Source organism: Thalassobaculum litoreum DSM 18839 (assembly GCF_900102465.1).
Lineage (GTDB): Bacteria > Pseudomonadota > Alphaproteobacteria > Thalassobaculales > Thalassobaculaceae > Thalassobaculum > Thalassobaculum litoreum.
In genome coordinates, this window is record NZ_FNBW01000008.1 from 196,020 (window position 1) to 220,290 (window position 24,271).

At 68.2% G+C, this 24,271-nt stretch carries 24 protein-coding genes; 15 read left to right on the forward strand and 9 right to left on the reverse strand.

Going from position 1 to position 24,271, the window contains the following annotated elements; translation table 11 throughout:
• Nucleotides 1-141 precede the first annotated feature (141 nt).
• Nucleotides 142-1,455 carry an NAD(P)/FAD-dependent oxidoreductase gene (locus BLS34_RS14460; protein WP_245701983.1) on the forward strand — a complete coding sequence of 438 codons (1,314 nt, stop codon included), beginning with the start codon at nucleotides 142-144 and terminating at the stop codon, nucleotides 1,453-1,455.
• Between the two features lie 162 nt (nucleotides 1,456-1,617).
• Here BLS34_RS14460 and BLS34_RS14465 read toward each other — a convergent pair whose 3' ends face one another.
• Nucleotides 1,618-2,268 (reverse strand): hypothetical protein, encoded by a 651-nt coding sequence (locus BLS34_RS14465; RefSeq protein ID WP_028793629.1) that lies wholly within the window; start codon nucleotides 2,266-2,268, stop codon nucleotides 1,618-1,620.
• 123 nt (nucleotides 2,269-2,391) lie between these two features.
• Between BLS34_RS14465 and BLS34_RS14470 the strand changes: the two genes are divergently transcribed.
• Nucleotides 2,392-3,963 (forward strand): gamma-glutamyltransferase, encoded by a 1,572-nt coding sequence (locus BLS34_RS14470; protein ID WP_175474237.1) that lies wholly within the window; start codon nucleotides 2,392-2,394, stop codon nucleotides 3,961-3,963.
• Between the two features lie 37 nt (nucleotides 3,964-4,000).
• Here the strand turns inward: BLS34_RS14470 and BLS34_RS14475 are convergent, their stop codons facing one another.
• Nucleotides 4,001-4,582, reverse strand: coding sequence for a hypothetical protein (locus BLS34_RS14475; RefSeq protein WP_139189337.1), 582 nt, complete (start codon nucleotides 4,580-4,582; stop codon nucleotides 4,001-4,003).
• Nucleotides 4,583-4,599: 17 nt separating this feature from the next.
• Nucleotides 4,600-6,012, reverse strand: coding sequence for an AmmeMemoRadiSam system protein B (gene amrB / locus BLS34_RS14480; RefSeq protein WP_175474238.1), 1,413 nt, complete (start codon nucleotides 6,010-6,012; stop codon nucleotides 4,600-4,602).
• Nucleotides 6,013-6,115: 103 nt separating this feature from the next.
• On the opposite strand from amrB, the gene amrS reads away from it, so the two are divergent.
• The 6 genes from amrS to BLS34_RS14510 all read left to right on the forward strand — a co-directional run bounded on the left by amrS (nucleotide 6,116) and on the right by BLS34_RS14510 (nucleotide 11,230).
• On the forward strand, nucleotides 6,116-7,240 hold the full coding sequence (gene amrS, locus BLS34_RS14485; protein ID WP_093151309.1) for an AmmeMemoRadiSam system radical SAM enzyme: 1,125 nt from the start codon (nucleotides 6,116-6,118) through the stop codon (nucleotides 7,238-7,240).
• A 133-nt stretch (nucleotides 7,241-7,373) separates the two neighbouring features.
• Nucleotides 7,374-8,090: a corrinoid protein gene (locus BLS34_RS14490; RefSeq protein WP_028793633.1), complete on the forward strand. Its 717-nt coding sequence runs from the start codon at nucleotides 7,374-7,376 to the stop codon at nucleotides 8,088-8,090.
• A gap of 32 nt (nucleotides 8,091-8,122) precedes the next feature.
• A complete protein-coding gene (locus tag BLS34_RS14495; protein ID WP_093151311.1) occupies nucleotides 8,123-8,812 on the forward strand; it encodes a DUF1638 domain-containing protein in 690 nt (229 codons plus the stop codon).
• A 7-nt stretch (nucleotides 8,813-8,819) separates the two neighbouring features.
• On the forward strand, nucleotides 8,820-9,137 hold the full coding sequence (locus BLS34_RS14500; protein WP_093151313.1) for a virulence factor: 318 nt from the start codon (nucleotides 8,820-8,822) through the stop codon (nucleotides 9,135-9,137).
• Between the two features lie 63 nt (nucleotides 9,138-9,200).
• On the forward strand, nucleotides 9,201-9,926 hold the full coding sequence (locus tag BLS34_RS14505; RefSeq protein WP_093151314.1) for a ribonuclease activity regulator RraA: 726 nt from the start codon (nucleotides 9,201-9,203) through the stop codon (nucleotides 9,924-9,926).
• Nucleotides 9,926-11,230 carry a glycerate kinase type-2 family protein gene (locus BLS34_RS14510; protein ID WP_093151317.1) on the forward strand — a complete coding sequence of 435 codons (1,305 nt, stop codon included), beginning with the start codon at nucleotides 9,926-9,928 and terminating at the stop codon, nucleotides 11,228-11,230. The genes BLS34_RS14505 and BLS34_RS14510 overlap by 1 nt, the downstream gene beginning before the upstream one ends.
• A 4-nt stretch (nucleotides 11,231-11,234) precedes the next feature.
• Here BLS34_RS14510 and BLS34_RS14515 read toward each other — a convergent pair whose 3' ends face one another.
• The 3 genes from BLS34_RS14515 to BLS34_RS14525 form a co-directional block, all read right to left on the reverse strand.
• A complete protein-coding gene (locus tag BLS34_RS14515; protein WP_093151319.1) occupies nucleotides 11,235-11,825 on the reverse strand; it encodes a PAS domain-containing protein in 591 nt (196 codons plus the stop codon).
• A gap of 36 nt (nucleotides 11,826-11,861) precedes the next feature.
• A complete protein-coding gene (locus BLS34_RS14520; protein WP_028793638.1) occupies nucleotides 11,862-13,049 on the reverse strand; it encodes a thiolase family protein in 1,188 nt (395 codons plus the stop codon).
• A 108-nt stretch (nucleotides 13,050-13,157) separates the two neighbouring features.
• A complete protein-coding gene (locus BLS34_RS14525; protein WP_093151322.1) occupies nucleotides 13,158-14,150 on the reverse strand; it encodes a DMT family transporter in 993 nt (330 codons plus the stop codon).
• Between the two features lie 143 nt (nucleotides 14,151-14,293).
• On the opposite strand from BLS34_RS14525, the gene pyk reads away from it, so the two are divergent.
• Nucleotides 14,294-15,709: a pyruvate kinase gene (gene pyk, locus BLS34_RS14530; RefSeq protein ID WP_093151324.1), complete on the forward strand. Its 1,416-nt coding sequence runs from the start codon at nucleotides 14,294-14,296 to the stop codon at nucleotides 15,707-15,709.
• 294 nt (nucleotides 15,710-16,003) lie between these two features.
• On the opposite strand, the gene BLS34_RS14535 is transcribed toward pyk, so the two are convergent.
• A complete protein-coding gene (locus BLS34_RS14535; RefSeq protein WP_215906116.1) occupies nucleotides 16,004-17,032 on the reverse strand; it encodes a class I SAM-dependent methyltransferase in 1,029 nt (342 codons plus the stop codon).
• A gap of 285 nt (nucleotides 17,033-17,317) precedes the next feature.
• Between BLS34_RS14535 and BLS34_RS14540 the strand changes: the two genes are divergently transcribed.
• Entirely contained in the window at nucleotides 17,318-18,061 is a 744-nt protein-coding gene (locus BLS34_RS14540) for a dienelactone hydrolase family protein (RefSeq protein ID WP_093151327.1), read from the forward strand.
• Nucleotides 18,062-18,225: 164 nt separating this feature from the next.
• On the opposite strand, the gene BLS34_RS14545 is transcribed toward BLS34_RS14540, so the two are convergent.
• Nucleotides 18,226-18,558, reverse strand: coding sequence for a hypothetical protein (locus BLS34_RS14545; RefSeq protein ID WP_051244219.1), 333 nt, complete (start codon nucleotides 18,556-18,558; stop codon nucleotides 18,226-18,228).
• Nucleotides 18,559-18,716: 158 nt separating this feature from the next.
• On the opposite strand from BLS34_RS14545, the gene BLS34_RS14550 reads away from it, so the two are divergent.
• The 4 genes from BLS34_RS14550 to BLS34_RS14565 all read left to right on the forward strand — a co-directional run bounded on the left by BLS34_RS14550 (nucleotide 18,717) and on the right by BLS34_RS14565 (nucleotide 22,087).
• Nucleotides 18,717-19,010 (forward strand): DUF1330 domain-containing protein, encoded by a 294-nt coding sequence (locus tag BLS34_RS14550; RefSeq protein ID WP_093151329.1) that lies wholly within the window; start codon nucleotides 18,717-18,719, stop codon nucleotides 19,008-19,010.
• Nucleotides 19,011-19,025: 15 nt separating this feature from the next.
• Nucleotides 19,026-20,210: a pyridoxal-phosphate-dependent aminotransferase family protein gene (locus tag BLS34_RS14555; RefSeq protein WP_093151330.1), complete on the forward strand. Its 1,185-nt coding sequence runs from the start codon at nucleotides 19,026-19,028 to the stop codon at nucleotides 20,208-20,210.
• A 292-nt stretch (nucleotides 20,211-20,502) separates the two neighbouring features.
• A complete protein-coding gene (locus BLS34_RS14560) occupies nucleotides 20,503-21,615 on the forward strand; it encodes a serine hydrolase domain-containing protein (protein WP_093151333.1) in 1,113 nt (370 codons plus the stop codon).
• Nucleotides 21,616-21,619: 4 nt separating this feature from the next.
• A complete protein-coding gene (locus BLS34_RS14565) occupies nucleotides 21,620-22,087 on the forward strand; it encodes a methyltransferase family protein (protein WP_028793646.1) in 468 nt (155 codons plus the stop codon).
• A gap of 23 nt (nucleotides 22,088-22,110) precedes the next feature.
• Here BLS34_RS14565 and BLS34_RS14570 read toward each other — a convergent pair whose 3' ends face one another.
• On the reverse strand, nucleotides 22,111-23,484 hold the full coding sequence (locus tag BLS34_RS14570; RefSeq protein ID WP_028793647.1) for a glutamine synthetase family protein: 1,374 nt from the start codon (nucleotides 23,482-23,484) through the stop codon (nucleotides 22,111-22,113).
• A gap of 89 nt (nucleotides 23,485-23,573) precedes the next feature.
• Here BLS34_RS14570 and BLS34_RS14575 point away from each other — a divergent pair, with 89 nt between their 5' ends.
• Entirely contained in the window at nucleotides 23,574-24,221 is a 648-nt protein-coding gene (locus BLS34_RS14575) for an RraA family protein (protein ID WP_093151337.1), read from the forward strand.
• Nucleotides 24,222-24,271 lie beyond the last annotated feature (50 nt).

A 24,271-nucleotide genomic window follows, 5' to 3' on the forward strand; every position in this document is an offset into this window, starting at 1 on the left:
TTAACCCCGAGAGCCATCGGGATACTTGCGAAGCGTTCGCAACAGACGGTGGCGCGTTATGGCAACGAGCCGTGAAAGTGTCAACTTCTCGCCGCTGTGAGGAGGGCTTACAGTCGGGCGAAACACTCACTGGAGATGGCGATGATGCCGACCGATATCTTTGCCGACGGGTTCCGGACCGACCCTTACTGGTGGGACGCGGCGCCGCCGGACGACGAGGGCGACGCCCCGCCGCCGGAGCAGGTGGACGTGGCCATCGTCGGCAGCGGTTATACCGGCATGTCGGCCGCGCTGGAGCTGGCGCGCAACGGCGTCAAGGTGGTGATCCTGGAGGCCGAGCGCTTCGGCGAGGGGGCCAGCACCCGCAGCGGCGGCATGATGTCCGGCGGGGTCAATGTCGGCAAAGGCGGCGATATCGAAAAGCAGTTCGGCCGCGAGCGGGTCGACGACATGCTGTCGGAGGCGCGCGACAGCTACGACCACGTGGAGGAGGTGATCCGGCGCGAGAACATCGACTGTTTCTACGCCCGCACCGGCCGGTTCGTCGGCGCCCACACCCCGGCCGCCTTCAAGGCGATGGCGGCCAAGGCCGAGGACCTGAACAAATACGCCAATGCCGGCGCCGCCCTGGTCGCGCGGGAGCGCCAGCGCCACCACGTCAACACCGAGTACTACCACGGCGGCATGACCGTCGACCGGGCCGGCGGGGTGCACCCGTCGCTGTACCACAAGGGCCTGCGCCGGGCCTGCCGCGCCGCCGGCGTCCATCTCTCGGCCCATACACGCGTGGAAGGCATCGACGGCCCGGCCGGCGACCTCACCGTGCGGACCTCGCGCGGGCCGGTGCGGGCCAGGGAGGTGGTGCTCGGCACCAACGGCTATACCGGCAAGGCGACCCCGTGGCACCGACGCCGGGTGATCCCGATCGCCAGCTACATCATCGCCACCGAGCCGCTGGGCAAGGAGCGGGTGAGCGAGCTGTTCCCGGACGGCCGGATGATCGCCGACACCAAGCGGGTGCTATACTACTTCCGGCCTTCGCCGGACGGCACGCGGGTGATCTTCGGCGGCCGGGCCAGCTTCCAGGCGCGCACCGCGCTGGAGACGGCGCCGGTGCTGTACCAGTACATGCTGGGGATCTTCCCGCAGCTCGAGGGCGTGAAGATCACCCATGCCTGGAACGGCAACGTCGCCTTCACCTTCGACCGGGTGCCGCATATGGGCGTCGAGAACGGGGTGCATTATGCCATGGGCTGCAACGGCAGCGGCGTGGTGATGATGAGCCATCTGGGCCACCGGGTGGCGCTGAAGATCCTCGGCAAGACCAACCGTCCGAGCGCCTTCGACGGCCTGCCGTTCGAGACCCGGCCGTTCTACAGCGGCGTGCCCTGGTTCCTGCCGACGGTGGGCGCCTGGTACAAGTTCCGCGACTGGATGGACCGCCGGGCGGCATAGGGCTCCGGCGCTACCCAATCCCCCCACCGTGAACTCCCCGGCCTTGTGCCGGGGCCCACAGTGGGGCGGCTTCAAGGTCGAAGACGGGCGCCAAGCGGCTGTGCGCCCGACGGGTGGGTCCCGGCACAGGGCCGGGAAGTGTGTGAGGAGGAGCCGGATCCCTTACTCCTTGATACTCCTCGTATCCGGTGCCCCCGGGTCGAACGGGTTCACCAGGGTTCGCTGGCGCTGCTGCTGGCCGGTGTACAGCTCCTCACGCTTGTCGGAGAGCTTCTTCGCCAGATACTGCAGGTCGCCCGGCAGCATCTCGAATTCCCGGTTCAGCATCTCCTGCCACAGGTCGTGGATCTTGCGGATCGCCTCCTCGCCCGGCTTCAGCGTGGCGATGTCCTTCTCCACCGACGCGATCCAGTCGAGGGAATCCTGCCGCGCGCCCTTGGCATCGCTGATCAGCGTGCGCAGTTTGGAGGCGATCTCGTCGGCCACCGTCGCGTCGTAGGTTCCGCACTCCGGCCACAGCGTATTCAGATAGGCGATGTCGGCGTCCGACAGGGCGTAGAGCGGCTTGCCGAAATATGTCAGCTCCAGGTTGCGCACGGACATGCCGCCCTGCAGCCGCGCCATGCGCTGCACCGGCGCGTTGCCGCCGGGGAGCTTCTTGCAGTCGGCATTTGCCGCGGCGGCTCCCCCACCGCCGGGAGCGGCAGGCGCTTGGGCCTGGACGGCGGCCGGCCCCGACAACAGCAAGCCGATCAGCAGGGGACATGAGACCCTTGCAAGGCGAAGGCTGGACAACAGATTCCCGACCGCCATACCGTATCCGCTCCTTTCGGTCCCGCCCGCCGTCTTACCATGTGCTGAGCGCCGCTTCGACGGTCAAGCGCCCCCATGACGGCGGATGCGACGGTGGACCCCGCACACAATCAGGAGGGCGGCATGCCCGCGATCTCGCTTCCCGAAACCTCACCCATCGAGACCTGGACCCAATCCAAGCCGCCCGTGCGCGGGACCAAGGGCGTGGTGGCGTCCCAGAACGTTCAGGCCTCCGAGGTCGGCGCCGCGGTGCTGGCGGCGGGCGGCAACGCGGCCGACGCGGCCGTCGCGACCGCGCTGGCGCTGACCGTGGCCGAGCCGTGGATGAGCGGCCTGGGCGGCGGCGGCTACGCGATCGTCTACGACGCCAAGTCGGGCACCACCCGCTGCATCGATTTCGGCATGCAGGCGGGCGGCAAGCTCGACCCGGCCGACTACCCCCTGGTGAGCGACGCCGAGGGCACGCCGGACATGTTCGGCTGGCCGGCCGTCTTGGAGGACCGCAACCTGCAGGGCTACCACTCCATCGCCCTGCCGGGCTCCTGCGCCGGCTACGCCACGCTGCTGTCGGAATTCGGCTCCTGGTCCTGGGCCGACGCGATCTCGCCGGCGGTGGCCATGGCCGAGCGCGGCCATCGGCTGACCTGGTGGACGACGCTGAACGTGGCCTCGGAGATCGCCTGGCTGCGGCAATACGAGACCTCGGCCTCGGTCTGGCTGCCGGACGGCGAGGCGCCGGTGATCTCGGATCACACCAACCGCGGCATGCCCATGGGCAACTTCGCCGACACGCTGAAGCGGCTGCGCGATGCCGGGCCGCAGGATTTCTACACCGGCGAGATCGCCAAGGCGCTGGTGGCCGACCTGCAGGCCGGCGGCTCGCGCATCACGGCCGAGGACCTCGCCGGCTACGAGGCCAAGGTGCTGGAGCCGATCAAGCGCACCCGGGGCGGCACCGAGTACAACCTGGCGCCGGGCTACACCGCCGGCCCGACCTTCGCCGGCGCCCTGTCCCGTCTGCCCGAGTTCAGCGGCCCGATCGACGCCGCCGCCTACAAGGCCCATGCCGAGGCGCTGATCGAGTCCTACAAGGTGCGCCTGTCGACCATGGGTCACGCCGGCGATGTGGGCGACCGGAGCTGCACCACCCACCTCTCGGTGCTCGACGCCGAGGGCAACATGGTGGTGATGACCACCACCCTGCTGTCGCGCTTCGGCTCGCGCGTGGTGCTGCCGAAGACCGGCGTGCTGATGAATAACGGCATCAACTGGTTCGACCCGCGCCCGGACCGCGCCAACTCCCTGGCGCCCGGCCAGAAGGCGCTGTCCAACATGTGCCCGATGCTGGCCACCCGCGACGGCAAGGCCGCCTTCGGCCTGGGCGCCTCGGGCGGGCGCAAGATCATGCCGGCGATCTTCCAGCTCACCTCGTTCATCAACGATTTCGGCATGGATCTGGAAGCCGCCTTCCTGCAGCCGCGCATCGACATCAGCCTGATGGAGAAGATCATCGCGGATGACCGCCTCGGGGCGGACGTGATCGCCGCCCTGGAGGGTGTCGTTCCGGTGGAACAGGCCAGCACCAGCGCCTTCCCCGGCTCCTGGGCGATCCCCTGCGGTGTGATGGTCACGCCACAAGGGCCGATGGCGGCGGCCCATGTCTTCGGCCCGCTGAACGCGGCGGTGCCGGCGTAACGCGACACTCCGGCGGTGCTGGACGGGGGCCCAGGCCTCAGTCCAGCGCCTCCACATAGGTCAGCACCATCAGGTGGTCGGCCCGCTCTCCGACATAGGACAGGGGCAGTGCCACCGTGTCCCATCGTGCCGTTCCGGGCGCAGACCCGGGTGCGGTTCCGGGCGTGGCGGGCGAGGTTCCGCCAAGGGCGACCCGGCCGCGTACCTCCACCGGCGCGCGGAACTGGAGCGCCCGGTCGTAGAGCCTGACACGGGGGGCCGCCTGCGCGCTCGACAGGGCGTCTTGGAGATACAGGCCGGTGAAATTGCCGCCCTCGACCGTCGAGGCGGCGGGACCGACCATGCGGTATCTGTAGCTGTGACCGCCGAACAGGGTGGGTTCGGTGTCCAGCACGATCAGGTTGTCCGCCCAGGGACGCAGTTCTAGGCCATCGAACCCTCGGAAGCTGGGCAGGCCGCGCCGCGTCGGGCGGCGGGCTTTCCAGAGGTCGATCAGCGCACGGATATTCCTGGCCGCGAAGTCGACCTCCGGGTTCCATCGCAGGCCGGGCGCCGGCGCGAGGCCGTAGGGAGCGGGCATTTCGATGGCGTGGCTCGATGCCTTCGGCGTTGCGGACACGCGACGTCTGCCTTCGGTCAGGCGGCGATTTCTCGGAAGGAGCCGCCGAAGCTCTCGGTGGTATAGCGCTGGATGGTCAGACTGTCCGACCAGTGTGCCATATCCAGCCCGGCCTTGTTCTTCAGCCGGCGCACGAAATCCTCGGCCTTCGGGATGACGGACCAGACGCTCGGCAGGAACAGGCCGCGATGGTCGCGCCCGTTCACCCGGTCGCTCAAGATCAGCCCGTCGATATCCGGCCGGGTCTGGCGCGCCAGATCGGCCTCGTCGCTGAAGCTCATGGGGCGCGGCGTCGACAGCACCGAGACGGAGACCTCCATCCGCTCCGCCTCCTCGGCCGTCAGCCGGGCGAAGCGCGGATCGGCGAAGGCGGCCTTGAACGCGTTGTCGGCCACATCGACGATCAGCGGGCGATGGGCGATGACCGAGCCGATGCAGCCGCGCAACTGGCCGTCCAGCATCAGGGTGACGAAGGCGGCGCGCTGGGCCGACAGGGCGGGCGACAGGCCGGCGCCGATCCCCACGCCCGGCGCGCGTCCGTGCTTCAGCCCGAAGGTCACGCCGAAACGGGCGGCCTCCACGAGCTGGCGGCGGTCCGCCTCGCCGATCCGGGCGGACTCGGCGTATTCCAGGCCGAAAGCGCCGTAGCCCACCACCCGATCCTTGCCGCTGGCGGTGTCGCCGGAATTGCGCACGTCCAGCGCCGTCGCCCGCAGATCGCGCCGACGCGCCTGATCCAGCACCCCGGCAAGCGCCCGGTGGCCGCAGGCGCCCTTGCCGTCGATCCGGTCGGGCCGCAGCAGTTCGATATTCGCCGCCGTCGCCGCGTCCAGCTTGCGCGCGGTGTCATAGTCGTGGAAGTGGGACAGGTCGGAGGAGACGACGATCAGCGTCTCCGGCCCGCCCCACAGCGCCTCCACCACCTGGGAGACCAGGGTTGCGGGTGCGTCGCCGACCAGCAGCGGCACGATGGCGGCGCGCGCGAACGCCCGCTGGATGAACGGGGCGTGGACCTCCAGGCTGTGCTCCCGGGCGAAGGCGGCGTCCTGTACCGTCACGCCGGGCAGGTGCAGGACGGCGCGCAGGGCCTCCCAGTCCACCGGCACGGTGCCGAGCGGCGTGGCCCAGGCATCGGCGCTGGTGGTGGCGATCCCCTGGAACGCGACCCGATGGGCCGGGCCGAGCAGGACGATGCGGGTGATCTCCTCGCCCCGGCCGCGGAGCCCGGCATAGGCGGTCCCGGCGATCTCCCCGGAGAACCGGTAGCCGGCATGCGGCGCGACCAGCACCTTCGGCTTCACCCCGCCATCCGGACGTGCGGCGGCCAGGCAGCGCTCCACCGTGTCGGCGAGCGCGTTGTGCCCGTCCGGATAGAACATGCCCGCGACTTCGGGGGCGCGGATTACCGCCGTATTCGCCAATTCTCTCATGGTTAATTCGTAGCACAGCAGGCCACGCGTCTCCAGATCGGCGGATGATGCGGTACCATCGAACTGGTAGGATGGGTCCCTGAGCTTAGGAGACTTCGCCGTCGTGGCCCACACCACTCCGACCCTGTCCGAAACCCGCCCGCCGGCGCTATCCGGCAAGGGGCCCATCGTCCCCACCCAACACTGGCGGAGGCTCGACGACGGCCGGGTTCAGTGCGAGATGTGCCCGCGCTTCTGCAAGCTGAAGGAAGGTGCGCGCGGTCTGTGTTTCGTGCGGGCGCGGCAGGGCGATGCCATCGTGCTGACCACCTACGGCCGCTCCAGCGGGTTCTGCGTCGATCCGATCGAGAAGAAGCCGCTCAACCACTTCCTGCCGGGCACGCCGGTACTGTCCTTCGGCACGGCGGGCTGCAACCTCGCCTGCAACTTCTGTCAGAACCACGACATCTCCAAGAGCCGGGAGATGGACGCCATGCAGGCCGAGGCGCAGCCGGAGGCGCTGGCCGCCACCGCCGAACGGCTGGGGTGCCGCTCGGTCGCCTTCACCTACAACGACCCGGTGATCTTTCACGAATACGCCGACGACGTGGCCCAGGCCTGCCACGCGCGCGGCATCAGGAACGTTGCCGTCACGGCGGGCTACGTCACCGAGCGGGCGCGCGACGATTTCTTCCGGCATATGGACGCCGCCAATGTGGACCTGAAGGCCTTCACCGAGCGGTTCTACCGCGACGTCACCAAGAGCGAGCTCGCCGTCGTCCTGGACACGCTGGAGTACCTGGTCAACGGGACCGACGTCTGGGTCGAGATCACCAATCTCCTCATCCCCGGCGAGAACGACAGCGAGGCGGAACTGGAGGCGATGACCCAGTGGGTGGTCGACCGGCTCGGCCCGGACGTGCCGATGCATTTCTCCGCCTTCCATCCCGACTACCGCATGCTGGACAAGCAGCGCACCCCGTTCGAGACCCTGGCCCTGGCCCGGCGCATCGCCCGCAAGAACGGGGTACGCCACGCCTATACCGGCAACGTCCACGACGTGAGCCGGCAGTCGAGCTACTGCCACACCTGCGGCGAGCGGGTCATCGAGCGCGACTGGTACGAACTCGGCGCCTGGAAACTGGACGCGGCCGGGGGCTGCACGTCCTGCGGCACCAGGCTGCCCGGCGTGTTCGACGGCCCGCCGGGGGTGTGGGGGCGTAAGCGGCTGCCGGTTTCGATCGGCTGACCCCGCCGCCTGTCGCCGATCCGACACGACCGGTCGCGGGGATGGCAGCGCCACCCGGCCATTCCATGTCTCTTGCTAGTCTGGAAGCCGACGGGATCGGCCTGCACAGTGCGAATGTTGGAGGCAGTTGGCCATGGCCGAAGATGATGGCGAGGATATCGTTCTCTCCGAGCTCGACGACGACGACCTCGTCCAGCAGATGCACGACGATCTCTATGACGGTCTGAAGGACGAGATCGAAGAGGGCGTCAACATCCTGCTCGGGCGCGGCTGGACCCCGTACGAGGTGCTGACCAAGGCGCTGGTGGAAGGGATGCGGATCGTCGGCATCGACTTCCGCGACGGCATCCTGTTCGTGCCGGAAGTGCTGATGGCCGCCAATGCCATGAAGGCGGGCATGTTCATCCTGCGGCCGCTGCTGATCGAGACCGGCGCGCCGCGCGTCGGCAAGATGGTGATCGGCACGGTCAAGGGCGACATCCACGACATCGGCAAGAACCTGGTCTCCATGATGATGGAGGGTGCCGGCTTCGAGGTGATCGATATCGGCATCAACAACCCGGTGGAGAACTACCTCGCGGCCATCGAGGAGCACCAGCCGGACATCCTCGGCATGTCGGCCCTGCTGACGACGACCATGCCCTACATGAAGGTCGTCATCGACACCCTGAAGGAGAAGGGCCTGCGCGACGACTACATCGTGCTGGTCGGCGGCGCGCCGCTGAACGAGGCCTTCGCCGAGAATGTCGGCGCCGACGCCTATTGCCGCGACGCGGCCGTTGCGGTCGAGACCGCCAAGCAGCTCATCGCCGAGCGTCGGCGCTCGAACTCCGAGGCCGCCGGACAGTAGCGGCGGACGACAGCCATGGGAGTGACACCGCCATGGAGGACCCGTCGATCGACGGCGTGACGCCGGAGCAGGCCGCCCCCCTCTGGCCGGAGGAGCAGCGGCCGCCCCGCCCGCAGGCGCTGTTCATCGCCTGCGGGGCGCTGGCCCGCGAGCTGGTCGACCTCAAGCGGATGACCGGTTGGGCCGAGCTGACCATCACCTGCCTGCCGGCCCACTGGCACAACACGCCGCAGAAGATCGCCCCGGCGGTGCTGCGCAAGATCCGCGCGGCCGGCACGAAATACGACCGGGTCTACGTGCTGTACGGCGATTGCGGCACCGGCGGCGAGCTCGACCGGATGCTGGCGGCCGAAGGGGTGGAGCGGATTCCCGGCCCGCACTGCTATCAGATGTTCGCCGGCACCGCCGCCTTCACCGAGATGGCGGATCGCGATCCGGGGCAGTTCTACCTGACCGACTATCTGGTCCGGCATTTCGACCGGCTGATCATCAAGGGGCTGGGTCTGGACCGATATCCGCAGCTTCTGCCGGATTATTTCGGCCACTACACCACCCTGGTCTATCTCGCCCAGACCGCCGATAGCCGGCTGCGCGACAAGGCGGTCAAGGCGGCCGAACGGCTCGGACTGGCTTTCGAGTACCGTCACGTGGGCTATGGCGAGATCGGCGATTTCGTTGCCGCGGCCGCCGGCCCAAACGTTCATCCGGTCGCAGCGCAGTAGGTCCGCCATGGCACACCTGGTCATCGTCTCCTGGCGCGACATCCCGGCCCAGGTCATCGTCGAGAAGGGCCGCGGCCGGCGGCGCGAGAGTGCCAAGGTCGAGTTGCCCAACCGCTTCATCGCCGCCATCGACGCCGCCGCCATGCGCGGCGGTGCCGAGGACTCCGACGCCTATCTGGAGGAATGGACCCGCTCCGAGCCGGTCGCTGTCCCCGACGAGGACATGGAAGGCACAGCCAACGCCAAGGCGGCGGAGCTGGAAGGCGCATATCCGGCGGAGCGGCTGCGCGACCTGATCGGCAATGGGGGCAAAGAGCCCGGCTGACCGATTGCGGCGGCCGGGCGGGCGCGGCAGACTGTGCGCCCCTTCCTCAGTGCGGATCCCCCGATGTCCTCCACCCCCGCCCCGTCGCAAGATACGCTCGACAAGCTGCGTGCCGTGGGCACGGCCACCGTCTCCATGCAGCTTCTCAAGCGCGGCCTGCGCCATGTCTCCGTCAACGGCGTGAAGCCGCTGCGACCGGATCAGGGCTGCGTGGTCGGCCCGGCCTACACCCTGCGCTTCCTGCCGCTGCGCGAGGACCTGTCCGATCCGGCGGTGCTCGGTGCGCCGGGTTACGGCCCGCGGGTGGCGATCGAGACCTGTCCCGAGGGCGCGATCCTGGTGGTCGAGGCGCGCGGCATCGCCACCACCGGCACCATCGGCGACATCCTGACCGCCCGCCTCGCCAAGCGCGGGGTCGCCGGGATGGTGGTCGACGGCGCGGTGCGCGACGGCGCCGGCGTGTCGGCGACCGGCTTCGACGTGTGGTGCCTGGGTGCGGCCCCGCCGGCCAGCATCACCCAGCTCTCCGGCGGCGACGTGGAGATCCCGGTGGCCTGCGGCGATGTCACCGTGTTTCCGGGCGACGTGATCGTCTGCGACGGCGACGGGGCGGTGGTGATCCCGGCCAAGCTCGCCGCCGAGGTGGCCGAGGATTCCGTCGAGCAGGACCGGTTCGAGCGCTGGGTCCAGGCCCGCGTTGAAGAGGGACGGGCGACCATCGGCCTCTACCCGCCGAACGCGGAGACCAAGGCCGAGTATGAGGCCTGGAAGACTTCCGGCGGCCAGTGATGAGCCTCGATCCGAACGACCTGCTGCGCCGGATGATGGACGCGGCGATCGCCGCCGCCGATCCGGCCCAGTGCCTGCCGCCGCACCTGCTGCCCCTGGCCCGCGCCGACCATAAGGGTCGCACGGTGGTGATCGGCGCCGGCAAGGCCGCCGCCTCCATGGCGTCGGCGGTGGAGAGCCTGTTCGCCGCCGAGGCGCCGGACTGCGGGCTGGAGGGTCTGGTGGTGACCCGCTACGGCCATGGCTGTGCGACCACGTGGATCGAGGTGGTGGAGGCGTCCCATCCGGTGCCCGACGTCGCCGGCCGCGACGCCGCCCGGCGCATTCTGGACCTGGTGTCCGGCCTGGGTTCCGAGGACCGGGTGATCGCGCTGATCTCCGGCGGTGGCTCGGCCCTGCTGACCCTGCCGATGGACGGGGTGAGCCTGGAGGACAAGCAGGCGGTGAACCGCGACCTGCTGAAAAGCGGGGCGACGATCCATGAGATGAACGCGGTGCGCAAGCACCTGTCGGCGATCAAGGGTGGGCGTCTCGCGGCCGCCGCGGCCCCGGCGGCGCTGCACGCCTTCCTCATCTCCGACGTGCCGGGCGACGACCCGGACGTGATCGCCTCGGGCCCGACCGTGGCCGATACCAGCACCCTGGCCGATGCCAAGGCGGTGCTGAGGAAATACGCGATCACCCCGCCGGAGAGCGTGGCCAAGGCGCTGGACGATGCGGCGAACGAAACGCCGAAGCCGGGCGACGCGGTGCTGGGCAAGGCGGAGACGGTGATGGCCGCCCGGCCGCAGGCCTCGCTGGAGGCGGCGGCGGAAATCGCGCGCGCCGCCGGCGTGACCCCGGTGATCCTGGGCGATGCCATCGAGGGCGAGTCCCGCGACGTGGCCACCGTCATGGCCGGTATCGCCGCCCAGGTCGCGCGTCACGGCCAGCCGGCGGCGGCCCCCTGCGTGCTGCTGTCCGGCGGTGAGACCACGGTGACGGTGCGCGGCGACGGGCGGGGCGGGCGCAATGCCGAGTTCCTCTGCGCCTTCGCGGTGACGCTGAAACGCCGGATGCCGGAGCTGGCCGACCGGATCGCGGCCTTGGCCTGCGACACGGACGGGATCGACGGCACCGAGGACAATGCCGGGGTGCTGTTCGTGCCGGGGGATCTGGAGCGGGCCGAGATGGCCGGCATCGACCTGGTCGGGCATCTGGAGAACAACGACGGCTACAGTGCCTTCGCCGCCCTCGACCGGCTGATCGTGACCGGGCCGACCCTGACCAACGTGAACGATTTCCGCGCGGTGCTGATCCTGTAGAGACCTACAGCACCCAGCGCCGGGCCTGGGGCAGGCGCTTGGTCTCGATGCCGGAGATCAGGTCGAACTCGATCAGCGAGATGACCTGCCCGTCCCCCTGCGCCGTGCGGAAGGGAACGGCGATCTGACGCACCGACTTGCAGATGCTGCTGCGTCCGACATAGGGCAGGGCACAGCCGATCATGCAGCCCTGGCGCAGGGTTTCCATGTAGAGGGTGTGGATGCGGTTGCCGGGGCCGTGACCGTCGATCTCCGAGGTCTTCAGGCCGGTATAGGAGCGCCGGGTGAAGATATCGACGCCGGTGCCGAGCAGCCGGTAGCGGAACTCGTCGCCGCCCAGGTGCTCAAGCACGATCAGGTAGGCCAGCAGTGCCGGGATTCTCGTCGGGTCGAAATCCGACCGGTCTGGCACACCGCCCGCAGCGTCGGCCAGGGACAGCCAATAGCGCCCGAACTGGCCGATATCGTCGTCGCCGAGATCCTCCGCAGAAATCGGGCCGGGCCACAAGGCGGGAACGCGCGACAGATCGGCGTCCTGAGGGTGCGGCGTTTCCGCGATTGCGGCCTCCTGAAATGGAAGGATCGGCTCGGGCATCGGGCGCCCGAGCCGATGGCGTCCTAGCCGGTGGCGTCAGAGCCGCTCAAGCAGAACGGCCATGCCCTGACCGGCACCCATACACATGGACAGGATAGCATAGCGCTGGCCGGTGTCCTCCAGATGCTGCATCGCCACCAGCGCCATCCGCACGCCGGTCGCTCCCGGCGGGTGGCCGATGGAGATGCCGCCGCCATAGAGGTTGGTGATATCGCGCGGCACGCCCAGCTCCTTCTCGGCATGCAGGTTCACCACCGCGAAGGCCTCGTTGATCTCGTAGTAGTCGATGTCGGAGGCTTTCAGCCCGCGCTTCTCCCACAGGGCGCGGATCGCCGGCACCGGGCCGCAGCCCATGATGCGCGGCGGCACGCCGACGATCGCCCAGTCGACCAGACGGACCCGAGGCCGAACGCCTTCGGCCTCCAGCGCCGCGCGGTCGCCGACCACCACCCAGGCGGCCCCGTCGGTCACGCCCGAGGAGTTGCCCGGCGTCACCTGTCCACCCTTGCGGAACACCGGCTTCAGGGCGCCGAGCTTCTCCACCGTGACCGAGGGGCGCGGAAACTCGTCCATCTCCATCAGCCGCGTGCCCTTGCGGCCCTCCGGCACCTCGATCGGGGCGATCTGCCGGGCCAGGAAGCCGCTCTCCATCGCGGCACCCGCGCGCTGCTGGGACATCACGCCCCAGGCGTCCATGTCCTCGCGCCGGTACTGGAAATCTTCCGTCAGGTTCTCCGCCGTCGCCCCCATGAGGCCATGGCCGAAGGGGTCTGAATAGGCCCACTCGACCGTATCCTCCAGGGACTGCTGGCCGCGCGTCACGCCCCAGCGCATGCCGGTCTGGGCGTAGGCGCCGCGCGAGAAGTTCTCGCCGCCGCCGGCGATGGCGATCGAGGAATGGCCCGACATGATCTGCTGGGCCGCGGTCAGGATCGCCTGGGTGCCGGATCCGCAGGCCCGGTTCACGCCCAGGGCGCAGCTGCTGTCGGGCATGCCGATGTTCAGCGCCGCGACCCGCCCGACATAGTAGCCGTCGGGATCGACCGGCAGCACGTTGCCCCAGACCGCGTGATCGATCCTCTCCGGGTTCAGGCCGGCCTCCTCGACGCAGGCCTTGGCCGCGTGGGTTGCCAGGGTCGACAGGGGAATGTCCTTCAGCGATTTGCCGAAGTCGCCGAACGGCGTGCGCTTGCCGCCGGCGATGACGATCTCTTGAGCGGGCATCTGGTCCTCCGTGATCCATATGTCGCGCACAGTGGCGCGGCGGCGGTCGGAGGACAAGCCGGGGAAACCGCCGCAACCTGGCCTGCCGGAACGCCAGGTCGCGGCCGGTCAGCGCTCCGTTGCGTCGTCCGGTTTCCGCAGGCCGAGCGCGGTGCGGATGTCGTCGTAGAACATCTCGCCCAGCACGAAGCCCGTGATCGCCAGGATGGCCAGGAGCTGCGGCACGGTGATGGTGTCGCCGAGGATGAAATAGGCCAGGAAGGCGGCGATCACCGGCTTCAGGAAGAACAGGTAATTGCCGCGTGCCGGGTCGGGCACGTTGCCGAGGCCCCACAGCCACAGGATGAAGCCGATGCAGGTGTTCCACACACCGAGCGTGATCAGCGCCGCCGCCTGGTCGCCCGGCCGGTCGAACAGGGTGGTCGGGTCGACCCAGATCCCCCACAGGAAACCGGCGACGAACCACATGGCGACCGCGCCCAGGGCGAAGGTGTAGGTGGTCATGCGGATGGCGCCGTACTGCTTGATCAGCGGGCGGACCAGCACGAGGTAGAAGGCGCCGACGATGGCGCAGCCGACGGCCAGCAGGATGCCGGGCAGCGAGCTCTCGCCACCGTCCAGCCGGTCGAGCACGCCGTCGGTCAGCAGGAACAGGCAGCCGAGGAAGGCGCCGATGCCGCTGACCAGCTTCGGCGCGGTGATCGTCGTCCCGTCGACGATCCGCAGGACGAAGACCACGAAGATCGGCATGGTGGTCACCATGGTCGCCACCTGCACCACGCTGGCGTAGTCCAGCGCCCAGTGGAACAGGAACTGGGCGAAGGCCATGCCGAAGACCGACAGGCCGACCACGGCGAGGAAGTTCTCGCGCAGCGGTGTGACCAGATCGCGGGTCTGCGCCCGGCTCAGCGAGACCAGCACCAGCGCCGCCCCGCCCAGCATGAAGCGCCAGACCGTGACTTCGGCGCCCTGGAGCTGGGTCAGCTTGACCACGAACTCGCTCGAGGCGTGGCCGCACACCCCGGCAAAGGCCGCGAGATAGGCGAGCAGGGCCAGGGGGCGCGCCGGGCCTGTCCCCGCCGCGCCGTTGTTCGAACTCATGATCGTCCTCCGGCTTATTCGTTGCCTAGCAGACTATTGGATGGGCAACGGTCTGGAAAGACCCGCGTTGATCGTCCTTTGGACCGATCGGTGCGTCCTCGTTATGCTTACGTTTGTCATCAATCCATGCGATGTCTTTGCCCATGAGACGCTTCCGAAGCACCAAGATCGTCGCAACGCTGGGACCCGCCAGTTCTGACGCCGATATGATCCGCCATCTGTTCGAGGCAGGGGTGGATGTCTTCCGCTTTAACTTCTCCCACGGCAGTCACGAGGACCACCAGAAGCGCTGCGACATCGTCCGCGCTCTGGAGGCCGAGTCCGGCCGGCCGATCGCCATCATGGCCGATCTGCAGGGACCGAAACTGCGCATCGGCACCTTTCCCGACGGCCCGATCGAGCTGAAGACCGGCGATAAATTCCGCCTGGAGCTGAAGGACGGTACCGGCACGCAGAAGCGGGTGACCCTGCCCCATCCGGAAATCTTCGCCGCCCTGGAGGCGGGCACCGACCTGCTGCTGGACGACGGCAAGGTGCGCCTGCGGGTGGTGAAATGCGACGACAAGTCGGCCGACACCGAGGTGATCACCGGCGGTCCGCTGTCCGACCGCAAGGGCGTGAACGTGCCCGGCGTCGTCGTGCCGCTCTCGGCGCTGACGCCGAAGGACCAGGACGACATGCGCTTCGCCCTGGACATGGGGGCGGACTGGATCGCCCTGTCCTTCGTGCAGCGTCCGGAGGACGTGGCGGAGGCGCGCAAGCTGATCGCCGGCCGGGCGTCGGTGCTGGTGAAGCTGGAGAAGCCGGCCGCCATCGAACAGCTCGACCAGATCGTCGAAATCTCGGATGCGGTGATGGTCGCGCGCGGCGATCTGGGCGTGGAGCTGCCGCCGGAGCAGGTGCCGCCGATCCAGAAGCGGATCGTCCGGCTGTGCCGGTCGCTCGGCAAGCCGGTGATCGTCGCCACCCAGATGCTGGACAGCATGGTCTACGCGCCGTCCCCGACCCGGGCCGAGGCCTCGGACGTGGCGACGGCCGTCTACGACAACGCGGATGCGGTGATGCTCTCGGCCGAGACGGCGGCGGGCAAATATCCGATCGAGGCCGTGACGATGATGAACCAGATCATCCGCACGGTGGAGAGCGACGACTTCTATCTCGCCGCCGCCCATGCCAATCAGCCGGTGCCCGACCGCACCGTGTCCGACGCGATGACCCTGGCGGCGCGCGAGGTGGCTGAAGCGATCGACGCGGGCTGCATCGTCACCTACACGACGTCGGGCTCGACCACCATCCGTGCCTCGCGCGAGCGGCCGACGGTGCCGATCCTGTGCATCACTTCCTCGATGAAGACCGCCCGGCGCCTGGCCATGGCCTGGGGTGTCCACGCGGTCGCCATCGCCCAGGAGGAGCGGTTCTCCGCCATCGTCCAGCGCGCCACAGAGGTGGCCAAGAGCGAGGGCTTCGCGGGGACCGGCGACAAGGTCGTGATCACCGCCGGCGTGCCCATGGGCAAGCCGGGGTCGACCAACGTGCTGCGGGTGGAACGGATACCCTAAGCCTTAGGTAGATCCCCAAACGTCATCCCGGCGAGCTCCGGGCCGGACCCGGAGGTCGGCCGGGACCCAGACTGTGCGGATGCCGGGTCCCGGTCGGCACTCGGATCTAGAGCCAAATCCGACCATATCGAATCATTTCATGATTCGATATGGTCGGTGAATTTGTCTCTAAAACAATGAGATAGAGCAGATTCACGCACGCCGACGCGATCACGAAGTGATCCCGTCACCGCACGATCTGCTCTAGTCCGGGCGCCACCGGGATGACGGGAAGAGGTGACGGGTTGGGTCGCCTCAGCCCGGCTTGCGGGCGGTCATCACCCGGGTCATGCCGGGGATGAGGTCGTCGTCGATCTCGATCTCGAACCCGGCCTTCTTCAGGTGCTTCTCCACGAAGCCCGGGGTCATGCCGACACCGTCCGGCGTGTAGACCATGTGCTGGAGCTGCCACAGCGCCGCCAGGGCCGGGCCCTTGCGGTCGTCGGTCACCATGAAGTCGTGGATCGCGATCAGCCCGCCCGGCTTCAGCACCCGGAACGCATCGGAGCACAGCTTGTCGATCGCCTCCTCCGGCACGCCGGAGAACAGATAGCTCATCAGCACGATGTCCTGGTCGTTCGGCCAGTTCGCGTTGGTGCCGTCGCCGGCGACGAAGTCGATCCGGTCCGACATCTCCTCCTCGGCGACGAAGGTCTTGCCGACCTCGATCACGTTGGGGAAGTCGAGCACCGTGGCGTGCAGTTTCGGGAAGCGCTTGCAGAACATGATGGAGAACGCGCCGGAGCCGCCGCCGACATCAAGCATCGAGCCGACATCCTCGGAGACCGCGCCTTCCTTGAGCAGGCGCTTGGCCATCACCGCGCCCGGGCCGAGCGAGCCGGAATGCTGCGAGCGGCTGAACAGCTCGGCATGGTGCCGGTCGGCCATCCAGGACGCGTAGTCCGGATACTCGATGTCGTCGGTGTCGCCGAGCAGAACCTTGTCCAGGTTCTCCATGAACGGATACATCTGGCGATCGATCTGGAAGCGCAGGTAATCGCCGAAATAGTTGGTGTTGTCGCGCACCAGATAGGCGTCGCTGGCCGGCGCGTTGGCGATCTTGCCGTCGTTGCGGGTGAGCAGGCCGACCGAGACCAGGGCCGTCACCAGCGTCTGCATGCGCTGCGCGGGCACCTTCGTCGCCGCCGCCAGATCCGTGATCGATTTCGGGCCGTCGGACAGTGCCCCGAACACGTCCACATGCAGGGCCGCGAACAGAGCCTTCGACGCCATGAACCCGAAGGCGAGCTCGGAAATGTCCTCGGCGGATTCGATCGGTTTCACGGGAGTATTCCTCCTGGGTCGTTGATGGGACGTTCGGATTTGCGCGTGTTGCAGCGCAGCAGAACCTTAACCGATGCGCGTCCCGGACCAAACCCCGAATGTAGTGAAACCGACATTTCGGCGGATTCACGTCGCTGGGAGAACAGTGTAAACCCCTTTGCGCGTTGGGATTTTGTCAATCTGCTGCTCGGTTCGGCTTGAGAAACGGCGGACGGGTCTCATTTGACTCTTCAGGCGAAACACCGACCTTGTTCCCACCGACCGCGTTACAGGGAGACCCAACCCATGCGACTTCTGGCCACTGCGGCGTTCGCCGCCCTGCTGCCGTTCTCCGCCCTCGCCGGCGAGTCTGTCGACTACACCGTGAACGACGAGAGCTTCACCGGTTATCGGGCCGAGGCCGCCGGCGAGTCGAAGGGGCTGGTGCTGATCATCCACGACTGGGACGGTCTGACCGCCTATGAGGAGAAGCGGGCGGAGATGCTGGCCGAACTGGGCTACGACGCCTTCGCCGTCGATCTCTACGGCAAGGGCAACCGGCCGGTGGAGACCGGGGCCAAGAAGGAAGAGACCGGCAAGCTCTACACCGACCGCGAGCGCATGCGCTCGCTGATCCTGGGCGGCCTCGCCGAGGCGCGCAAGGACCGCGACGGCAAGACGGTGGTGATGGGCTACTGCTTCGGCGGGGCGGCGGTGCTGGAGCTGGCGCGCTCGGGCAAGGCCGCGAACGTCGTCGGCTACGCGACCTTCCACGGCGGGCTCGCCACGCCGGACGGGCAGAGCTATCCGGCCGACACGTCGCCGATCCTGGTCGCCCATGGCGGCGCCGACACCGCGATCCCGATGAGCCAGGTCGCGGCCCTGTCGGAGGAACTGGAGAAGGCCGGCGTGATGTACGAGATCCAGGTCTATTCCGGCGCGCCGCACGCCTTCACGGTGTTCGACAGCGACCGCTACCGCGAAGTGGCGGACACCCAGTCCTGGGACGCCTTCCAGGATTTCCTGGCGGCGAACCTGCCGGCGGAGTAACGCCGCTGTCCTTTCCTCAGTCCTAGACGTCATCCCGGCGGGGACCGGACGTGATCCGGGACCCGGCCGGGACCCAGTCGCGCCGTCGGGGCTCGGTCCCGGGCAGCCCCCGGGTCGAGCCCGGGGCGCTCCCGGGATGATGTTCAGGGGCAGAGAAGCGGGTGCTACCCCTGCTTCGCCTTGATCCCCTCCCACACGGGACGGAAGTCGTAGGTCGGGTAGAACTCGGTGTCGAAGCCGCCCCACGCACTCTGTTCGATCGCCAGGTTGACCTCGCGCAGCCGGTGGCCGGGGACCTTGAGGGTCACCACCTGGCCGATGCCCATCATCACGTACCAGGACACCACCTCGATCCCCTCGGGCGGGAACTTCTTCCAGAATCCGGCGGCGTCGAGCCTGGCGTTGATCTCGGCCAGGTTCTTGTCCTTCTGGTGCTTCAGCATGACCGTGAGCAGGATCTCGCCCTCGCCGGCCGGCGCGCCAACCTCGGATGTCATCGCTCCCTCCACACCTGCTGTCGTCGGATTTCCCTTCCGCCACGATAGCATGCGCGGCTGGGCTACGGACAAATCCAGCTCATGGGTCTATGAGATTGTCTTGCGCGCGCGACGCCCGCGAATGCGCCAACATGAAACCCAGCGAGGAGGAACAGGATATGGCTTTCGGATACGTGATCGTGCAGGTCGACGTGAAGGATCAGGAGACCTTCGAGGCCTATCGCGCCCGGGTGCCGGCCACCATCGCGCAGTATGGCGGCGAGTATCTGGTCCGCGGCGGCAAATTCGAGAAGCTGGAAGGGGCGGAGCCCCTCGGCCGCATGGTCGCCCTGAAGTTCCCGAGCTACGAGCAGGCGAAGGCCTGGTACCACAGCGAGGAATACAAAGGCCCCAAGGAGCTGCGCCAGTCCTGCAGCGTGGCCAACGCGATCCTCGTGGAAGGCGTTGATTAACAGTGGAGTAGACGCATGTCCCGACAGCCCGGCCGTCAGTTCCTGAACATCCCCGGTCCGACCAACATTCCGGACCGGGTGCTTCAGGCGATGCACCGTCCCGCCCTGGATTTCATGACCCCGGAATTCTGGGACGTGCAGGTCGAGTGCAAGGAGAACCTCGCCAAGGTCCTGAAGACCGAGGGCGAGATCATGGTCTATGCCGCCTCGGGCCACGGCTCGTGGGAGGCGGCGATGACCAATACCTGCTCGCCGGGCGATACGATCCTGATGTGCGAGACCGGGCGGTTCTCCGAGTCCTGGGGCGAGATGGCCGAGGCCATGGGCCTCAAGGTGGTCACGCTGGCCAACGACTGGGACCGGGCGTTCGAGGCGGACCGGGTCGCCGAGGCCCTCGCCGAGGACAAGGACCACGCGATCAAGGCGGTCTGCGTCGTCCATAACGAGACCTCCACCGGCATCACCCACGACGTGGAAGGCATCGGCAAGGTCATCAAGGCGTCGGGGCATCCGGCGCTGTTCATGGTCGACACCATCTCCTCGCTCGCCTCCATGGATTTCCGCATGGACGAGTGGGGGGTGGATGTCGCCGTGGCCGGCTCCCAGAAGGGGCTGATGCTGCCGGTCGGCCTCGGAATCTCCGGGGTCAGCGCCAAGGCCATGGCGGCGAGCGAGACCGCCAAGCTGCCGCGCAAGTATTTCGACTGGGACGGCATCAAGGCACTGGAGAACGGCCGCCTGCGCTTCGCCGGCACCGCGCCCAGCCACCTGTTCTTCGCCATGCGCGAGGGGCTGAAGATGCTGCTGGAGGAGGGCCTGGACCACGTCTTCGCCCGCCACGCCCGGCTGGCCGAGGCGACCCGGCGGGCGGTCAAGGCCTGGGGCCGTGGCAACGGGCCGAGCCTGTTCGGCCGCGACGAGGCGGCGCTGTCGAACTCGGTTACGGCGATACGAATGCCCGACGGGTTCGATGCCGATGCGTTCCGCGGCAAGGTGCTGGCGGAGAGCAACGTGGCGCTGGGCGGCGGGCTGTCGCGGCTGTCGGGCAAGGTCATCCGCATCGGCCATTTGGGCGATCTGAACGAGCCGATGATCCTGGGCTGCCTCGCCACTGTGGAGATGCAGCTCAAGCGCCAGGGCATCCCCCATGGCGAGGGCGGCGTCGACGCGGCGGTGAAATATCTGGCGGAGACGCGGTAGGGGCGGAGCTTCTCTCCTCCCCACCACATTTCCACTCCCCGGATCTATTCCGGGGAGTGAGTGAGGGGGGCGAGCGCCTCCTGCTCCGTCTTTCCGGGCTTGCCCGGGATCGAGACGTCCGCGTGCTGGAGCACCGGAGCGTTGTCGATGGTGCCTCAGCACGCGTCGCTCTGGACCCCGGGTCGAGCCCGGGCAGACGGCGAGGGAGCGATGGGGTCGGGGCAAGATTCCATGGCTTGGCGCGGCGGCAAAGATCGCTAGCATCGCGGCCGAACCCATTGGGAGAGATCGCATGACCGACTACGTGCCGGGTGCCGGCGAGGACTGGGCCCGGATCGAGGCCGACGAGGTGGGGGCCGATGCGGCCGCCCTGCAGGAGGCGGTGAGCTTCGCCACCGATCACGAGTCGAAGATGAACCGCGACATCGCCAAGGCGCTGGAGGGCGGTCACTTCTCCGAGCCGCCGCCGCTGGGCGACATCATCGGCCCGACCGCGCCGCGCGGCCCGGCCGCCGGTCTCGTGCTCAAGGGCGGTAAGATCCTGGCCGAATGGGGCCCGACCGACCGCGCCGACATCACCTTCTCGGTCACCAAATCCTACCTCTCGATCATGGCCGGCCTGGCAGTCGATGACGGGCTGATCGGCGACGTGAACGACCCGGTCGGTGCGCTGGTCGACGACGGCGGTTTCGACGCCGCCCAGAACAAGTCCTGCACCTGGAAGCACTTCCTGCAGAACACCTCGGAATGGGAGGGCACCCTGTTCTCCAAGCCCGATCTGGTGGACCGCAACCGCGACCTGTCCCTGCCGCCGGGCACCCCGTCGAAGAAGGGCACCCACCGCGACCTCGCCGCGCCGGGCGGGTTCTGGGAATACAACGACGTGCGGGTGAACCGGCTGTCGCTGTCGCTGCTGCGGGTCCACAGGAAGCCGCTGCCGAAGGTGCTGAAGGCCCGGATCATGGATCCGATCGGCGCATCGGACACCTGGAGCTGGAACGGCTACATCAACTCCTGGGTCGAGGTCGACGGCCAGCCCATTCAGTCGGTCTCCGGCGGCGCCCATTGGGGCGGCGGCCTGTTCATCTCCGCCCGCGACCATGCCCGGCTCGGCCTTCTGATGCAGCGCCGGGGCATGTGGGGCGGTGTGCCGCTGCTCTCGCCGGATTGGATCGACGCCTGCACCACCCCGTGCGACCTCAACCCGAGCTACGGCTATCTGTGGTGGCTGAACGGCGACGGCCGACATGTGCAGAGCGCCCCGCGCAGCAGCTACTTCGCCATGGGCGTGGGCTCCAACGTGATCTGGATCGACCCGGAGCTCGACCTGGTCTGCGTGCTGCGCTGGATCGACAAGGCCTCGCTCGACGGCTTCGCCAAGCGGCTGATGAAGGCGTTGGGGTAACGCGATGGCGGCGCGGGGCGATCATCCTGGAGTCATCGCGCCGCCGCCGGTTCTGTATGGCGGTGCCCTGGCCGTGGGAGCGGCCCTCGACTGGCTGGTCCCGCTGCCTGTTCTGGAGCCTGGCGCCGGCTCGGTGCCGGGCATCGCCCTGATCGTCGCCGGGTTGCTCCTGGCCCTGTGGTGCGCGGGGTTGTTCTGGCGCGCCGGAACAGCGGTGCAGCCGCATCATCCGAGCACGGCGATCGTGACCTCCGGCCCGTATCGGTTCTCCCGCAACCCGATCTATGTGGCGCTGACGGCGGTGTCGGCCGGTATCGGCCTTTGGGTTAACAGCGCCTGGATGCTCGGTCTGCTGCTCCCAACCCTGGTGATCATGCAGATTGCCGTGATCGGCCGGGAGGAGGCCTATCTGGAAGCCAAATTCGGCGACGCGTACCGGGCCTATAAGGCCCGGGTGCGGCGGTGGCTCTAAGGCCCCTACCGTCGCCCCGGCTCTCAGATGATCTCGAAATACCGCGCCAGTTCCCAGTCGGTGACGTGCCGGCGGTATTCGCGTTCCTCCCACATCCGACTGGCGGAGAAGTGGTCGACGAAGCCGTCGCCGAACAGCTCGCGCGCTGCCATCGAGCGCTTCAGCCGAGCCGCCGCCTCGCCGAGCGAGCCGGGCAGGGCGGCCTTGGCCGGGAACTTCTTGGCATAGGCGTTGCCGGTCACGCCCTCTCCCGGCTCGATCCTGTTCTCGATGCCCCACAGGCCCGACCCGATCGCCGCCGCCATCGCCAGGTACGGGTTCGCGTCGGCCGCCGCCACCCGGTACTCCACCCGCTGCGACTTCGGTGAGCCCTCGATCACCCGCAGGGAGGTGGTGCGGTTGTCGGCCGCCCAGTTGGCATGGGTCGGCGCCCAGAAGCCGGGGATCAGCCGGGTGTAGGAGTTGATCGTCGACGCCGTCATCGACAGCAGTTCCGGCATCAGCGCCTGCTGTCCGCCGACGAACCAGCGCATGGTGTCGGACATGCTGTGGGCGCCGTTGGGGTCGTGGAAGACCGGGGCGCCGTCCTTGGTCGTCAACGAGGTGTGGATATGGCCGGACTGGCCGGGATAGTCCATCGACCATTTGGCCATGAAGCTGGCCATGATGTCGTGGCGCTGGAAGAACACCTTGGTGAAGGTCTTGAAGAGGGCTGCCCGGTCGGCGGCGACCAGGGCGTCGTCCACCTTGATCGCGGCCTCCATCACCCCCGGCCCGGTCTCGGTGTGCAGCCCCTCCACGGGCATGTCCATCAGTTCGCACATCTCCAGGAACATCAGATGCAGGTCGGCGTGCACCGACGAGCGGATGCCGGAATAGCCGAAGAAGCCGGGGGTCAGCGGCTTCAGGTTCCGGTAGCCCTTCTCGCGCACCGAATGGGGCGTCTCGTCGAACAGGAAGAACTCGTACTCCGCCGCCGCCTTGACGGCGAAGCCCATGGCGTCGGCCCGGTCCAGCACCCGGCGCAGGGTGCCGCGCGGACAGACCGCCTCCCACTTGCCGGCGAACTCGCCCAGGACCATGACCATGTCCGGCTCGAAGGCGACGTCGCGGGCGGTATCCGGCAGCAGGCGGACCTCGGCGTCGGGATAGCCGGTATGCCAGCCGGTCACGTCCACCGCCGGGTCCTCGTAGAGCTGGTCGTTGCTGTCCCAGCCGAGCACCACGTCGCAGAAGCCGAAGCCGCCCTTCAGCGCGCTGGCGAACTTGTCCCGCGCCATCCATTTCGCGCGGAAGATGCCGTCGATGTCGAATACGCCCACCTTGACGTGGGTCAGCGCCCGCTCGTCCACCAGCGCCAGCACGTCCTCTGCGGTTTTGACGTCGCTCGACTCCATGCGCCACACTCCTGTTCGCGTTGTTCGACGCGGCTACTCTAAAGACAACCAATGGCGGACTTAAAGCCGCCTGTGCGAGGGAGAGGAAGATGGCGGATCTCGCCGATCGGCTGCTCGGCTGTTACGCGAGCGCGGTGCACGACGTCCTGCGGGTCATGGGCCACGGCAACCAGGTGCTGCCGCCGACCATCCGGGCGCTCGATCCGACCAAGCGGGTGGCGGGCGAGATCTACACCATCTCCGGCCATATCGATCAGACCCTGAGCCGGCACGAGACCCTGCTGCGCTGGTCTCGGGTGCTCTCCAAGGTGCCGGGCGGCAAGGTGCTGGTCTGCCAACCGAACACCAAGGCGGTGGCGCTGATGGGCGAGCTGTCGGCCCAGGCGCTGACGGTGAAGGACACCCGCGGCTATGTGGTCGACGGCCATTGCCGGGACACCGACTTCATCCTCGACATGGGTTTCCCGGTGTTCTGCGAGCTCAACACCCCGGCCGATATCGTTGAGCGCTGGACCTACGACGCGCTAGGCGAGCCGGTCACAATCGGCACGGTGACCGTGCGCTCCGGCGACTGGCTGATCGGCGACCGGGACGGGGTGGTGATCATCCCGGGCGAGATCGCCGAGGAGGTGGTCGCCGAGACCGAGAAGGTGGTCTCCACCGAGGGCGACATGCGCAAGGCCATCCTCGACGGCATGGATCCGGAGGAGGCCTATCTGAAGTTCGGCAAGTTCTGATCGGGCCCCACGGTCTCTGGAGCGGTGGCGGGGTGTCGGGTACACTTCGC